At 59.7% G+C, this 15780-nt stretch carries 4 protein-coding genes; all 4 read right to left on the reverse strand.

The features are described from left to right. Positions 1–9: 9 nt before the first annotated feature. Genes M0808_RS13225 through M0808_RS13240 form a run of 4 tightly spaced genes read right to left on the reverse strand, consistent with a single transcriptional unit; the run spans position 10 to position 15559 of the window. Positions 10–4287, reverse strand: coding sequence for a hypothetical protein (locus M0808_RS13225; RefSeq protein WP_247841381.1), 4278 nt, complete (start codon positions 4285–4287; stop codon positions 10–12). Beyond that, entirely contained in the window at positions 4280–8356 is a 4077-nt protein-coding gene (locus tag M0808_RS13230; protein WP_247841384.1) for a neuraminidase-like domain-containing protein, read from the reverse strand. The genes M0808_RS13225 and M0808_RS13230 overlap by 8 nt, the downstream gene beginning before the upstream one ends. A 46-nt stretch (positions 8357–8402) precedes the next feature. Continuing rightward, positions 8403–12035 (reverse strand): Tc toxin subunit A, encoded by a 3633-nt coding sequence (locus tag M0808_RS13235; RefSeq protein WP_247841386.1) that lies wholly within the window; start codon positions 12033–12035, stop codon positions 8403–8405. Then, positions 12032–15559 (reverse strand): carboxypeptidase-like regulatory domain-containing protein, encoded by a 3528-nt coding sequence (locus M0808_RS13240; protein WP_247841388.1) that lies wholly within the window; start codon positions 15557–15559, stop codon positions 12032–12034. The genes M0808_RS13235 and M0808_RS13240 overlap by 4 nt, the downstream gene beginning before the upstream one ends. Positions 15560–15780 lie beyond the last annotated feature (221 nt).

Here is a 15780-nt window from a genome sequence, read left to right on the forward strand (position 1 = left end):
TCTGCCGGCTTAGAGGTCGATGCCCCTTTCGTAAAGACGACTGCTCATACCAATTTCGATCCCCACATAAACTCTGCGACCGCTGATAAAATTGAACACTTTTATGGTTTTGCCATCCGGCCCGGTGATTGTCGGTTCGTATGCAGTATCGTCGAGGCGCCAGAAAACGGTTTTTCGCTCAAGCGGCACCTTCCGGCCATCAGTGATGAACACTTCAAAAAGATCTGGCCGGGGTCTCACGAAATTGCTGATTCGCGGTGCTTCTGGCCCTACGACTTCGATATTGACCGAGCTTGATGGCGGATAACCGGCGACCGAGCACGTTACAGGGAATAATCCCGATTCATGCACACGTATGTTATTCAAAGTGGACACACCCGCAGGGCTGGTAACAGTCGATCTGATTTCGCCGTTGACATTCCAATCGACGGTCAACCCGCCCCAACCTCGACCGTCGCTCGAACTGACAATTGTCACTTGGCCTGAAACATAATCATTGGGATAAACCACTGCCGGGCCAACTGCAAATCTGTCAATGACCGGCCCGATCTCGACATCCAACGCGAGCAACGCGCTGTCCCATCCACCCAAGCCACCGCGTACCACCGCCGACAAAATCAGCTCGCCTGACCTGGCGAGGTCGAACCGCACAGTCGCTTTGCCCATTGCATCGGTAACCGCCGATGGAAGTGCCACAGCATCAAGGTCCCACATGACTTCGACGCCGCCAAGCGGGTGCCGGTCAATGGCCGACACGACCGTCACTTGGGCTTCCACTTCAGCGCCCGGATAATTGGCGGAGCGAATCATGATCAGCTCAATAATTTCCCGCGGCTCCTGCAAGGTATACGGCAACTCGACTGACTCCAGATACGCGGCGTCCTCCAACGTAGCCGTGACCACCGCCGCACCCGGGGTCTGGGGTTTGAACCGTACACGGGCCACACCATAAAAGTCGGTCTGGCTGGTGACTGTACCCAAGTCGTTGTTGCGCCAGGTGACGACCACCCCCGCGATGCCCTTACCGGTGATGGACGAAACCACGGTGACCTGCTCGACCAGTTCCTGCCCCCACTCCAGCACATGCTGGAGACTGCTACTGGCAGCAAATTTCAATACCTGCACGCCCGCCCCCAGCGACATCGCATTGGCCGGTGACAGGCTGGCGAGGCGCTCCGCTCCCAGGCGCAGCGCGAAGCCACCGTCCTTCAGGTCGGCGCAACGCAGGGAATAGCGCAAACCGATTGCCGAGGGCAGGCGTGATGCGCCGAGCGCAGGTTCGAAACTCAGCCCCAGTTCCGCAGGGCCGGTGCCGGTCAAGCCCAAGGTCAGTTCCTGGTCGAACAACGGGCTGCCATCCGGAAGCAGTACTTCGATGGCATGTGAGCCATTGCGTCGCGGAAAGTACGTGTGACTGCCCCATGGATGTTCATCATGCCCATCGAAACGCACCCGCACATCCTCCCAAGGGTTACGGGCAAGCGCCGTAAAGGACAGGGCACGTTGCTCTTCATAGCCATCGAACGGGCTGTGCACATTGGCCACGACGTTCTGCTGACCGTGACTGCTCGGCACCAGGCCAAACCCGGACCAGCCCAGTTCGTCGCTGACGACGCTGTCTGAACTGTCAGCGGATTTCCACTGCACCGCCACCTGCGCCACCGCTTGCCCGGTGAATGCCGAAACCACCCTGACCCAGCTCCAGGCTTTATCCTTGCCGATGACGGCGTCAACCGCTGACTCACGCCAGTCTTCGATTCGCAGCTTGTTGTGAGCGAGCTGCATCGGATTGGTGCTCATGGAGCGATCCAGGGCAGACAAGAAAAGCCCCACACTAAAGGCGCCGGAGACCTTGCTCGAGGTGAAATCCAGACTCCAGCCAACACCACCATCACTGATTTTTTGAGCTTGATCGAGTGGCGGTTCAATGCTCGCTTCCAGGTCATCAGCCGGGGTGCCTTGCCACACCAGCGTTGCCTGCAAACCCACCAGCGGGCTCAAGGCATTGGGCAGATAGCGCAAGGTGTGCGTGGCCCCGATGCAAGGAAACATTCTCTGACTGGCGTTTGTCGCAGTCACCTGGTCCAGCATCAACGTCAGTTCATCCATAAGCTCTGTGGAGATCAGCCGACCGAACAACTCCCGGGGCGCGGTAAGCCCGGGGCTGCTCAAGGTCAGGCTGAACAGGCTGCTGGTACTCGACGCGACCTGCGAACTGAAGCGCCATTCCAGCCCCGATGGCTCAAGCATCAGCGGCTTGCCGATATCCGAGACGGTCAAGCCGATCCCCGGCGGCTCGCCACGCCATTGCAGCGTGATCATCTGTCCAATCAGCGAACTGCCGGGCGTGGGTTGTATCCGCAAGGTGTGCGGCTCACCGCGCCAGCACAGCAAGCCCAATTCGGTCAGGTCAACCTCATTGCCGTCAAACAGGATCTTGATCTTGCCTTTCCAGGGGCTGCTCTGCAGCGCCTTCACTGCAAACGGTCGCTCCACCGGCACCGCTTCGTCATGCGCCCGCACGCGAGCGGTCACCACCAGCTCACCGTCGCGGCTCGGTTGATACAACACGCTGGCCCAGCCACCGATCCCCGATCGGGTGGCAATCGTGCCTTCGGGAGTCTGCCAGTCCACCCGTGCATTGTTGACCGGATCGCCGTTGCCGCCGGTGACCACATGCACCACCTGCACCCGCAACAGAACACTTTCGCCTTCGTCCACCACGGGAAATTTGTTGGCCTCCTGAACGTCGCCAATGCGCACCAGATTGCGGGCCAGTGACATCGGTTTTCTGCTGGAGGGCAACAGCAGCTTCGAACACAGCAACTGCAAGTGGAAGCGACCGTCGAGTTTGTCCTGGCAGATCAACTCCCAGTTCAGGTCTGTTGTGCCTACAGGTATCGAGGCTTCCAGCTCCGGGCGCAATTGCACGCCCAACTGTGCGGCGCTGTCGCCATCCCAACGCAGTGCCATCGTGGAACCACGTAACACTTCAGGCACCCGAACGCTCAGTTGATAGGTCGAGCCACGGTTGGGATAGCCGGTCTTCTGCGCCCAGGGCAAGGCGTTGCTGTCTACCACCGCCAGAACATCCTTCCATGGATCGGTCGCCAGCACCTGAACGTCCAGCGTCGTGGTTTCCACCCCACTGGCATAGTAGGGGCTTGCCACCGAAGCCTGGATAGCAAGTTTTCCAGCAGCCGTTGGCAGATACTCGAAATACGCCCAGCCCTCGGCGTCGGTCGGTGTCGTGCTCAGCACCCCCAGCCCTTCGGTGGTCCAGGTCACCGTGCGCCCGGCCAGAAACTGACCGGTGTACCAGGAGGCCACTCGTACCCCCAGACGCACCGATTGCGTCAACTCCAGCACCGGGAAATACGCGGCCTCCAGCACCTCACGGAACACCAGCCGGTGATGCCCCAGCGAGACCTGCATCGAATACGGCTCGGCGGTGTACTGGTTCACCAGTTGCATCGTGAACAGGTAAGGATCCTGAGCACCGATCAGCGGGCACTGCAGCATCCACGGTGAGTCCAGCGGTTGATCGACGCCCCAGTCAGGCGTTGCGATAACCGCGCCTTGTGGATTGTCATCGCTCACCAATGCAGCTTTGGTGTGCAGCCAGGGGCTGTCGGGGTCGGGTACGAACGCAATCTGGTGCTGGAAGCTGCCGTCCGCGCCCAGGCAGAGGTGAACCAGCTTGCCGGATGACGATTGCTCCGCGTCCACCTTCACCGTCTGCATCCGCGCGGGCTCAAGTTCCACGCCCAGGCGAATGCGGGTGACCAAAACCAGAGAGTTATAGCCCTCGGGATCAGCATTACCCGGGGCGACCACTGTGACGCGAATCTTGTCCTGGCGCTGCAACGGCAGATCGAGCTCGGCGTTGTACTTGAGCGGTCTGAATTCCAGCGGCAACCCTTGACTGATCCGTGCCTGGTCCTCTTCAAGGTTACGAGGGCTGCCGGGCGGCAACGGGATTTCTCTAAGGGTGGCTCCACTGTCATCAGTGAATATCATGCGGCCCGCTTCGGTATGCCGCGTTTCATACAGGAAACTCAGCACATACCTGGCTCCGGCGCTCGGCGTTACAGATACGGTCATTTCCTGAAAGGCAGAGGCAAGGTTTGCTACTGAAAGCATCCTGATCTGTGTGCCTTCGTACGGCTCGCCCACGACCGTAACCCAGCGGCTGTTAACCGGCCCCTTTTCCCAATGGCTCAAGGCCTCACGGAAATCACCATTGAGCACCAGACTGTCATCAGCCTGAATGACGGGTTCAACCATGATGGCCTGCTCCTTTGATATTGCCTGACTGGCGGGACGTGATCGCCCGGGTGACCAGATCTTTGACAGCGAGGGTAAACGTCGGCTCACCGGCCTTGGCCGTGTAGCGGACGCGCAGAATGATGTCGGTGAGTGATTTGAGCATCGGCGCCTGCCGCTCGCTCTGCGGCCAGGGAAAGTGCAATTGCCAGCGCGAGATCGCGCCGGTGTTCTCGAAAGGGTTGAGCAAGCCTTCGTCCGGTTTGCCGGCGTTCATGCCGGTGTCGGCAATCCCCACGGACAAACCGATCTGCTGGCCACTGCGCAGATTGAACAGCACCTCGACCGGCGCCACCTTGCCCGCCGGCTGATGCAGGTACTCGACCGAGCGCGCCGAGCCCTGGGTAGCGGTCATGCTGCCGACCTGCAGCAGCGTCGCCTGTACATCCTGATAAGGTCCGAGCAGTACGGGCAGGTCGACCTCGACCAGATTGAGCAGCCGGCAATACTCGCCCGGGTGATCGCGATCGAATGACAACTGCGTCAGTTGGAACTCCAGCACGCCCTTTTCGATCAACTCGGCCAGCGCCTGGGTCCAGTCGGAGAATCCCGTCTGCGGATCCACCTTGTCATCGAACAGTCGTCGCAGCGAAATGGTCTTGACCCGCTCCAGACGGCGCTCATGGCTTTGCAGGTACAGACGATCCATGCGCAACAGGTACTCGCGCAAGTGTTCACCGGCAGTCAGTCCATGACGGTTGTCCAGCCAGACCTGCGGCAAGGCCTCAGCGGTTTCGTAATCGCCGGTCTCCGCACTCAATGACGACCGGGCACTCAGGCACAGACTGACCACCGCATCGTAAGCCTGATAGTGCAAGGCCTTGAGCTGGCCCAGCAGCCAGCCGAACAATTCTGCGTTGGTCGCGCGTTTCTTCAGGTAGTTGTAGAGCGCCAGTGCCTGACCGTTGGCCCGCAGGGTTTGCTCCAGACTCGTTCTGGCGGCATCGAGGGCGAATGTCTGCGCAGTGATCTGCTCGGCGATTGCCCCGACCTCGGCCAGTGCCTGATCTCGTTGCAACTCCCACTCTCTGCGGCGCAGGCGGTAGCTTTCGGTGATGGCTTGTTTATCCGCGTCGATCTGCAACAGCATCGCGCTGATTTCCAGACCAAAGACCACAGCATCCGCAGCTTTTTCCAAACGATGCCCACCGACAGCCGTGCCGCCAATGTTCGGCGCAGCCGCCAATGCCGCGCCTACAGACTTGATCGCGTGTAGCCCGGTGTTGATCCCTTTGACCATCGCCAGTTTGTCCATGATCTGGTATTCGGCATCGCTGATGTGTTCGTCGTACCAGGCTTTGTATCGATCGGCCCGTTGCTGGGCCATGGCCTGACTCTGGCCGAGGGCCGTGAGGCTGGCTTCAAGCTGGGCAATGGATTGCTCTTGAACCGTACGGGCGTATTCGCCCAGCTCCTTGAGGTGCTCTTGCTGCAGTTCTTCCTGTTCCGCCCGGTCGCGCTGTTCCAGCAGACGCAATACCTGGCTGCCGTACTCCTGCAGTGTCTGCACGGCGCGCAACGCCGCCTCGTAGCTGACGCGCCAGCGAAAGGCCCCCACCACCAGACGTCCGCCCATCGGCCGCGGCATGCCCACCCCGCCAGCGGCCAGATCGCGCAACAATTGATTGGGATCGGTGGGCGGGCTGAACAGCGGAACGTCCAGTGGCTTGCCATCCAGGGTCAGGTTGTTGCGCAAGTTGCTCAGGCGCTGCCCCGGCAAGTCAAACAGGTCAAGCAATTGCTCATTGATCGGCAGTTTGAACGGCTCGTTCGCCAGCAGGCCCATCAACGGTGACGCTTCGACGGCTGGAGGAATGTCAGCCAGGGAAAACTGCAGCTCCTGCTCGAACTGCTCAAGCGCCGGGCGGCTCGCGCTCTGGTTCAGCAAGGCTTCTACCGTCTGCGTTTGCCAACGGGTGACTGCCCGGGCGGAAGGCGGCTTGCCCATCAGAAACTGCGCCTGCACGTAACACAATTTTGCCGCCACCAGCGCATCGCGGGTGAGCTGGCGGTAGTACCAGTCGCCCCACGCCACCAGGTTCTTCACATACTCGGTGAACACCAGAATCTGGTAGTGCTGGGGTGCGGCATAGGCAATCGCGTCCGGATCGGTCGGCAGCATGGCTTCGACGCCCACATTCCCCACAGCGGCCAAAGGTCGGCAGCGCCAGTATTCAGGCCTCGGTGGCGCATTCCCTGGTTTTTGCGGGTCTCGCGAATCTTGCGGATCGAACACGTAATGCATCCAGTTCTGCGCTTCCAGGTAGCGATCCTCGGCCCGCAGACGGGCCGCCACCAGATGCGGCAGATGAAAAAACAGCTCCCAGAAATATAGACCGTTGGCCCCGTCGAACGCCCCGTTCGGTTCGGCGATCGGGCCCGCGGCTGGAGGCGGTTCCGTCAGGAACTGGGTCTCCCAGTCGAGTACGGCATCCACGGAAATATTGCTCAGTTGCACCAGCTCCGGGCCGAACAGCGAGTTCAAGCGCGCGCGCTGCAACATTCCGGACTGCCCGAAACTGATGAACTGCGCCGCATCCAGCGCGTTCTTTTCCAGAGTCGGCGGTACGAAACGGGTGATCTTGGTGAGTGAAACTGTAAAGGTCTTGCTGCCTTGGTCCTCGCCGCTCAAGGTAAATTCGGCCAGCCCGGTAAATCCGCCTTTCGCGCGTTGCAGTTTCATCCATTGAGTAGCCCAACCACCCGAGACGGGCTGCAGGCCTTTGGTTTCTCTTGGGTCATCTCCGGCCGGATTGTTCAGCTTCAAGGTAAAATCGACCTTCGCACCTCCAACCGGAGACTGCTCCCGGCACAGCCCTCTAACCCACAGAAAGTCGTCTGTTCCTACCTCCGAAAACACCGCCTGCAGCCCGTAATAAGCCGTCAGATCCCCCGAGGTCTCACTCTTGATCTCGACCACCGGCTGATTTTTCGGCGTCAGTGCATGCTGCAAGGTCAGGACATCGGTGAAGCGATGACTGGCCAGATATACAAGCCAGTTGCCGTCGTCTTCAGGCAACGGACGAAAGAACACATCACGGGTGGTGCTCACCCTCAGACCCGCCGGGCTGATAAGCAATACGCCCAGGCGACCCTTGGGGTGAATTGCATCGGAAAACGTTGTTGCAATCAGCCGGGAATCAAGGCTCCTGTCGCTGTTGTTGGTGTCCTCATCAGCGCTATACAAGCTCAGCGGTGCCGACCATTCTGCATTCTGGCTCATGAACGCCAGGTTGATATCCAGTCTGGGGGCCAAATAGCCCTCGCTCCCCTTGATACCCACCGGGTCGCGCCACTCAGCCCACACCAGACACAAACGCCCGCCCCAAAACAGCGGCCGCATGTCCAGAACCCTATTTCCCACCGGAATGTCGACAGGTTGCCATTCACTCCATGCCGCCGGGTTGACCGGATTACCGGAAGCGGTGAGCTCGATGTCGGCCTTGCGCCAGAAATACTGAAACGGCTGCACCCGCTGCCGGCCGACGAAATAGTAAGTGGCATCGCTTGCCGAGTCGCCATCCAGACAGGCGCTGATGACATCCAGGTTGCAGGTCTGCTCGAATGCCTTGAGGTATTGCTGCGAGGCACGCTGCACCGAATCGCCGGTCAGCCGCGCCTGATTCAAGTCATTTTCCAGTGCCTTGAACAGGCGGGTCTTGCGCTGCCGCACAAAGGGGTTGATGAAGTTTTCCGGGTAGACCGCGATCAACGCCAGCGCCGCCCAGTCGGGGTAATTGCTGTACAGCTCCCAGAGCTTCAGCTCATGCGCCGGAAAAGCCGTGTTTTTATAGCCCGGCTCAAGCTTGCGATACGCCGCATGAATGAATTGCTGCGCGCAACTGGTCGCCTCGGCGACCCACGAACTTTGCACCGGGTAGTTGTCCAGCGGGTCCATGCGCAACAGCTCGAACAGATCCTGCGGCGTTTTCACGAAAGAGTAGCGGGTCCTGGTAGCCTGACCGATGCAGTAATCGACCAGTGCTGCGCGGCGTTTTTCCAACAATGGAGCCAGATTGCGTTGAGTCATGGTCTTGTCCTGCATCCTGAGGTGAACGCTGCGTCAACCAACACGGTCATTGGTGAGTCAGTGCTTCGGTGAAGGTGATAGGGTCAAAAAGTGTTTCGTTTTCACTGGCATCGCAATGCGCGCTGACAATGAACTTGCCGCCGGACGTGCTCGACACGTACACCCGTGTAACGCCCTCGAAGTCGGCGTGGTTCTGCCCGGGGCGAATCACCGCCGAGCCGCTACTGCCGCTCGCAGGTTCGGCGGACCAGCGCACCAGACGGTTGCGCCCGGGGTTTCGATATTCGTCGCGCAGCGTGGCGTACAGCTCGACTTCCTGCCCCGCCGGAACCGGTTCCAGCGGCACCTGGGCAGTTAATGGTGCGGGGAAGGACAGCGTCTTGGGATCATCGGAGATATTGATCGTCGGGGCCTGTTGTGCGTCGATCAGGTCAAGCCAGAACAGTGGTGTTTCCTGCCCCATGACCTTGCCCGGCAGATACTCGACCGTCACCGTTCCATTGAACTCGGTGGCCTTGGCCACAATCGTGCCGAGGCTCACTTGCCAATACACATTGACGCCGCTCAGTGGCTTGTCATCGGCGTCCGTCAACGTCACGGTCAACAAGACTTTCTCTTCGGGTTTGCCGGCCACCACCTCGGTCTTGTCCACTTCACATTTCATTTTGACCAGTGGTTGCGCCACCTCATCGGCAAAGGCGACCACCAATTCACGGGTGGCTGAAAGGCTGAGCAGCGCGCGCTCGGCGGCGAATCGATAGGCGTCCTTGTCTACGTCCTCCGGCAGATTTCCCACGAGGAAAATCGTCAGGGCGTCCATGCCGCTGTGCTGGGCCAATACGCGGATGCGCATCAGCAAATCGAGCTGGGGCAAAGTCTTGAGGATCTTCAGTTCAGGATCGATGTGACTGACGCACTCGCGCACCTCCTGCACGCTCCAGTCGAAAAACGCCGCCAGCCGCAACGCTGCCGCATCCTGTGCCAGCCGCAATGCATGGCCTGTCAGAGGGTCGGGCAATGCGTTGACCTGACGCAGGTAGTCGAGCAGCTTGCCAGCCGGTTGCTCGCTCAACTCGAAGGCCCGTCCCAGCGCGCTCAGGTAATACAGGGTGCGGATCGACAGCAGGTGCCGATCGTCCTGAGCCATCCAGGCCGTGTGGCCGTATTGCAGAAAGTCTTCGAGCAATACCGCAGACAGTTCCAGCTTGCTCGCCACAGCACTGCGACGTCGCACATCAGCCAGCAAGCTCAGCAGCGGGTCGGGTTGCTCTGCGGCGCGCGCAGCGGGACTGAGTGCCTCAGTTGCATCACGATCGGCACGCGCGCTGACCTGCGACAACAACTGATAAACCGTGGCCTGCGCCCAGGTCAGCACGAGCAATCCGCGTTCGGTATCAAGGCCGGTGTACACCGCCAGACACTCCCGGGCGACCGAGACCTGCGCCTCCCGCGCCTGCAACAGCACGCCGAGCATTCGCTCGACGAGAATGCCCCGCACACTGGCGTCGTTCTCGCCCAGCCCTTCCCTGATTGCCTGGTCGAACCTTACCCGGGCACGGTTCAGGTAGTCGGTCTCGGGTAATTGCAGGTCGATGACCAGACCCGTCGGGTCGACCAGTTCGGTCAACAACCGCAGCCAGTCCAGCCCCTCCAGTGAGGGAACGCCAGCCATCGACAGCCCGGCATTGTTGAACAGCGCGGCAGGCAGCAGGTTGCGGATCTGCTCGAACAACTGCTGCTCAGCCTGTGTGGCAACCGCCAGGGCCTGCAGCGGTGCCACTTGCTGCAGCATCCACAGCACGGGAATCTCGCGATCCTTGCACCAGGACACACAGGAGTGCAGTGCATAAATCAGATTGAGCACGTCCGGTGTGGTTTCGCTATTGAGCCGTGAGTGCACGCGCGGCAAACCTGCCAGCCCGTCAACCCAGCTCTCGCCGCCCAACAGTGTCAGCATCAGCACGCCTTCGACCGGGGTAATGCCCAGCAGCCGTGGCAATTTCACCAGCCGGTAGAAACTCGAAATGACTGCCGTGGTGCGCCTCAGCGTGCCGCTGAACCCGTGCGCCCGTTCGATCGCTACTGCCAGGTAGGCATACGTCTGCAGATCGATGCCCAAGCCGCTGCACAACTGGCTGATCGTCAGCTCCGCGACACCCTGCACCGGCAGCGTCGCAAACGTTGCGTCATCCAGCAGCAGGGGCTGGCGATAATTGCCCTGGCCGTTGAAGGTGCGATCGAACAGTGACAGGGCATTGGCACGCCCGTAAATCGAGATTTCATCGATAAATGCCGCGAAATCCTCTGCCGAACAGCCATAGCGTTCACGCAGTGACTGAAACAGGCCCAGCGCATGCACCTGATGGGTAGAAATCCACCACGGATCTTCCGGTATTGCGTGACGGGCCTCTGCCCTGATCGCCGCCGTCAACAACGCATCCACCTGCTCGCTCGGTAACTCCAGCCATCGATCCAGGCGCAACTTGCGATTCATTCGTTCGTAGCGGTCAATGATGGTCGGGGCTTGTGTCAAACGATGCAGAAAGGCTTCGCTGCCTTGCCGGTAATCAATGTCGAGCGCCGGAATGGTTGCAGCGTTGAGATACACCGAGCCGGATCGCTGACTCTCGTCAGCGCCCGGTTGCGCGCTGTCATACACGCTGACGTTGGCCGAACGCGTCGGGGCGAATTCGCGAATCGACAGCAACGCCTCGATATCCCGGGTGTCCAGCCCCGTTCGCTCGCCAAAGAATTTCACCTGATCGAGATTTAGCCAATCGGTTCCTCGCGCTCCAAAGTTGCATTGGTAATAGTCGTCCCTTGCGTCGGTATCGCCAGGTTCTATCGGAGCCTCTGTCAACAATTCACGCTGATAAGGCCCCAGCCGCGACGCATGGGTAAAGGCGCGCCCGGCATCGTTGTCCCATGCCTCAGGCTGCAGGAAATAGGGATAGGCCAGATCCACCATGTGAGCGATATTGCCCACCGACAGGCCATGTTCACGGGCGACAAAATCAAGCGTGACCCAATGCTGGTAGTACGGCAGGCCGTTGGGGTAACGGGTCTGGATCAGTGCCTCTTCGAGGTCTTGCTCACTATCGTTTTCTTCGATAAACGTTTCGAGCACCGGGACGATGATGTCTAGCGCCGACACTGCCTGATGCACGGCATTGAAGTCGACCAGCAGCTTTTTCAGATCCTGACGGCGCTCATGCAAATCGAGCTTTTGCTCGCCGCCAATGGCGTGGATTTTGTCCTCGATCCAGCGCAACAACTCGATCAGGTAAGCCACCGGAGATGCGATTGACTCCAGGGCCTGCGGTGGGCACAACTCATCGAAATTGGTCGAGAACAAACTCTCGTAGCTCGGCCCCGCGACCATCGACAACAGACCGCTGTCGGGGCGCGTGACCCGGGCCTGCGGACCGCGCAACGAATGTTCGATGAACTGGCGCCGGACAAACACCGCCAGACTGTTGGCCCTGCGCAAAAAGGCCCGCGCGTCGTCGGGATTCATCCGGTAATGGCTGACCAGCCCCTGAACGCCTTGCTCGACCAGCGGAAAAATCGAACCACCATTTTCGACGTAATTGCAAAAATCGGTATAGGTTTCGCGCTGTTCATCGCTGAACACTTGTCTCAGCAACTGCTGCACTGGACGGATCACAGGCTCGGTCATGGTCTTGCTCCCGGTGGAATCGAAATCACCTCGAAACGCTCGCTTTCGACCCAGTCGGAAATGCTCGAGACATCCGCAGCGTCGGTGATGGTCTGTTGGAATCGGCACCAGTGGCCGCCTGGACGCAAGGCGTACGATGCCTCGCCGCGCCAGCCTTGATCGGTGACGGCAATGGGTTCGAGCAAGGTTTGATCAGGGTCGTACCAGCTCACCATGCGCCCCACGCCCGTGCGGCCTTTACCGACGAAGCGCAGCGGATTTTCGACCCAGCGTCCCGGCGCCGGCTCATCAATCTCGGGCAGGTAAGTGCCCAGCTCCACTGGATGTGCAGCCGAGGGGGCAGACTCGAAACCATCACGCGAAGACATCGCCACCAACTGCGCAGTGCCAACGGACTGCCCCGTTTCAAGCGTCAGCGACCAGGTACGATCCTCGAGCACCGGAGCGCTTGCGCGTACCGAGCCCTTGCTGCCCGTCAGCGTCACCAGCACTGTGTCACCGGGATAGCCGAAGCCGGACACAACAACCCGACGACCGACATGCACGCCTCGCCCGGGGCTTTCGATAACCGGCGCGGCGGGCACCACCTTGAAACTGCGCACAAGGCTTTCCTTCGACTCATGATTGTCGAAGAATTGCCGGGCCTTCACCTTGTAGTTGCCGATCGGCAACGTTACGTCGGCAAACCAATCGCCCTTGGCGTCTATCGAGACTTTATCGAGCAGGATTTCGCTCGGACTTTCACGCCAGATCGTCACGCGCCCAAGGGGTTCGCCGGTGCCACGAAGCGTCGAGGTGCGCGCCAGCGATTGATGCTCCTCCGGCACCGTGATGACCGGCGGCACCAGCACGACAAAAAAACTGCGCACAGCGCTGGGCAGAGAGGGTCTGCCGGCGATGGTTTGCACGGCATCGATCTGGTATTTGCGGAACTCGAGTTTTTTCAGCTCGATGAACCAGTCGCCATGAGCGGTCAGCCGTTTCGGCTCACCCAGATTCCGCCCGAATTGCGCGTCCCGCAGTTGCAATGTGGCACCGTTATAGCCGTTGATGCCGTGCACGTTCATGTCGTAGTGGGTGTCTGCGCTTTCCTCCGGCACGGTGATCACCGGTTTCTCCGGGCTGACCGAGAACGTTTGCGAGGCTGGCGGCGACGGAAGCCCGGCGACGGTCTGGATCACCGTCACGGTGTGCTGCGCGTCCGGAGCAAACCCGGCGTCGCGTTTGAAGGTCCATGTGCGACCGTTCCCCTCAAATGTGTGCTCGGTCGCACTGTCGCTGTACTTCAGCATCAGTGTCGCGCCGGGCCAGCAGGTGCCGGAGATTTTCGGCGAGAGTCCATCGTCTTCGACGGCAGTGATGATGGGTGCCAGCAGCGGCACAGAGATGGTCATTTCCACCGGATCGGAGGCGAAAGCGTCTTTGGACTGCACCACCAGGACGATTCTGGTGGTATTCGGCTGCCAGGGTGTCGATGCCTCTGCCGTCCAGCCCTGGCCCGTCACGGGCGCGGGTGGCGCAATGGCAGCGCCGGTCTGCTTGTCCGTCACTTGCACGGTGGCGCCGGCTATCCCTCTGCCAGTGATACGCGGCTTGTAGTCGACAACGGTAAAAGCCAGCTCGGTCGGCGGTGGGAAACGGTCGATATTGATGACCAGCTCAACAGCGTCCGACACCGCCGCACCGAGCTTCTGCACCACACGCACGGTGCGGGTCGAACCCGGTGCCCACGCATCGAAGGCACGGGTCGACCAGCCCTGAGTGGTGACCTGCGTCGATGGCGCGAGCGCAGCGCCGGTCGCCTTGTCGGTGACCTCGACAGATGCCCCTGCAATACCTTCGCCGATGAATGTCGGCGTGTAGAGGTCATTGGTGTATCTCACTGCAGAGGGCGGTGGAAGTTTCGATGAAGCCTTGAAATGGTATTCATGCGAGGGAATCGAGCCACCAGCATTGTCGTCAACCTTCTGCACGACCTTCAGATCGTAGTCACCGATGGGCCAGTTCTGTGAAGTCGTTCTCCAACTGCCTGCGGTCACGACAACGGCAGGTGGCGGCGTAGCTCCTGCCGGACCTCGGACAATCGTGATCTCAACCGTGGCGCCGGTAAGACCTGCGCCGGAAAACTCGATGGTGGTGAGGGACGGGTAGGTGAAGTTGATTGTGGTCGGTGCTGAGGGGCGGACTTTGAACGAACGGGCCACACTCACTTCTGAAGGGACGCCAGATACCGTTTGCTGCGCCACAACCGTAAAGCGGCCCGGCGGTATGTCGCGGGTGAACGTTGTAACCCTCCATCTTCCGTTGGCATCAGCAATGCCCTGGCCGACCTTGAATGAATGTTCGAGATCCTTGAGGACTTCGACGGTCGCACCTGGAACAGCCCTTCCCCCTTCTATCGGACCTCTCGGATCGGTCACCGCTGATTCGGATGGCGTCGTGATTGTCGGCTGCAGAAGCAAGGTGAAGAATTGCGCAGCGGTCCAATCATCCATGCCTCTGTGGCCAGCCGTGATATCGACGCGACCGCCGTCAGGGTAGTTGGACTGGTTGAATGATGCTTCCCACGTATCGTCAGGCTTGACGGTTGTCGTGGCGTGTAACACGGCGCCCCCCGGGGTCATCACATCGATGACTTTGCCTGGCGTGCCTCGGCCTTTGATCAGCAATCCGCTGGCCGACTTGAGTACCGCATTGTTTGCCGGAGAGTCGATACGTGGTGCCACGTACCTTGGCTTGAGGGTAACGGTATTGGACTTACCGGAGTTCTGGTTGCCAATGATTTGTACGGCGTAGAAATCCAAAACGCCAGGCGGCAACACGATGGAGGTATTCCACCTCCCGTTGTTCTGGACAGGAGCAGTACCCAGTGGAATTTCAGCATTGTTATACTGCCACCGCAAATGAATTGTGCCGGGGACAAGCCCTTTGCTACCGGATACAGTGAACGGCTTCTCGTCATCAATCTCGGTTCCGGAAGTGGGAACCTCGATAATCGGTTTCTGTGCTGGATAGATATCAAGGCCCCACCCTTCGTGGGGTTCAACATCGTTATTGGCTCCGTCATAGTCAACCCGGATTGCCAGCGACACGCCAAAATCAGGAGGACCGAGCGGGGAGTCGACATATTCCACATAATCGTGCCACCGGTCATCTTGCAGCATGCTGTCAGGTGAGTTCTTGCGCACCCATGTACCGGCCTGCAGGCCCAAATCTATGTTTGCCCTATCTTTATTGGCGCCCCGTGTGGTCATGTGGTAGCGCAAGGTCTTCACATAGATGCGGCCTGATTCGAACTTGTACCGGCACACCATTTGAGTTTGCAGCTGAGGCACTCTGGGGTGTGTCTGGTAAAGCGATGTTTCGACCGCATCCGCCCAGAACACCTCGGAAAACTGCGCTCCGTCGCCCAGTTCCTTGAGTGATCCGTCTGCCAGTTTCGTGACCTGAGCGACAGTGGTCTGAACCTTTTCGGTATCAAGCCAGGCTCGTCCTTTCTCGTCGTCCTCGACGGTTTCGTTCATGTCGGCAATGCTCCGGGCAATGGGTCGCTCACGTTGTGGGATCAACATACGTGTGCTCATTGCACGAGACCACTGTCAGAACTGACAGTCCAAAAGATCCAATTCATCTAAAAAAACATTGCTTGATTACTAGAACAGCTAAGGCTTTGCACGCCCTACTTCGACACGCGCAGCAAACTACAACGCCTTGCGCCTTTGCCTACAGATCCGCCAGAATCCGC

This window comes from Pseudomonas sp. MWU12-3103b (assembly GCF_023100615.1).
In the GTDB taxonomy this organism is placed as follows: domain Bacteria; phylum Pseudomonadota; class Gammaproteobacteria; order Pseudomonadales; family Pseudomonadaceae; genus Aquipseudomonas; species Aquipseudomonas putida_A.

Excerpts from the sequence above, each read along its gene's own strand:
- M0808_RS13225 (WP_247841381.1), bottom strand. The coding sequence starts at position 4,287 with ATGGTTGAACCCGTCATTCAGGCTGATGACAGTCTGGTGCTCAATGGT.
- M0808_RS13230 (WP_247841384.1), bottom strand. The coding sequence starts at position 8,356 with ATGACTCAACGCAATCTGGCTCCATTGTTGGAAAAACGCCGCGCAGCA.
- M0808_RS13235 (WP_247841386.1), bottom strand. The coding sequence starts at position 12,035 with ATGACCGAGCCTGTGATCCGTCCAGTGCAGCAGTTGCTGAGACAAGTG.
- M0808_RS13240 (WP_247841388.1), bottom strand. The coding sequence starts at position 15,559 with ATGAACGAAACCGTCGAGGACGACGAGAAAGGACGAGCCTGGCTTGAT.